The following is a 211-nucleotide window of genomic DNA, read 5'->3' as shown; positions in this document are numbered from 1 at the left end:
CCGACATCCTCAACTATGCCAACGACATTGCCCGTACCGCTAAAGGTAGCGTTCGTAGTGCCATCGTAAGTTCTGCTATCGACTGAAAAACCTGTGAGCGTAACCGGCTTGGGTGTAATCGCGGCGGGGGCTACGACATCAGCCGGCTGAGCCATCAACTCATAATTGTCTTTTTCCGTGCCGCCGAGCGTGAAATCGGCAAATGTAACCG

At 53.6% G+C, this 211-nt stretch carries 1 protein-coding gene; it reads right to left on the bottom strand.

Annotated elements, in window-relative coordinates; genetic code table 11:
• The coding region (locus ASC50_RS05610; RefSeq protein ID WP_158648515.1) for a YDG domain-containing protein at positions 1-211 on the bottom strand (211 nt) is incomplete at both ends.

The organism is Candidatus Symbiothrix dinenymphae (assembly GCF_001431085.1).
This window is presented reverse-complemented; position numbering and strand designations above follow the sequence as displayed.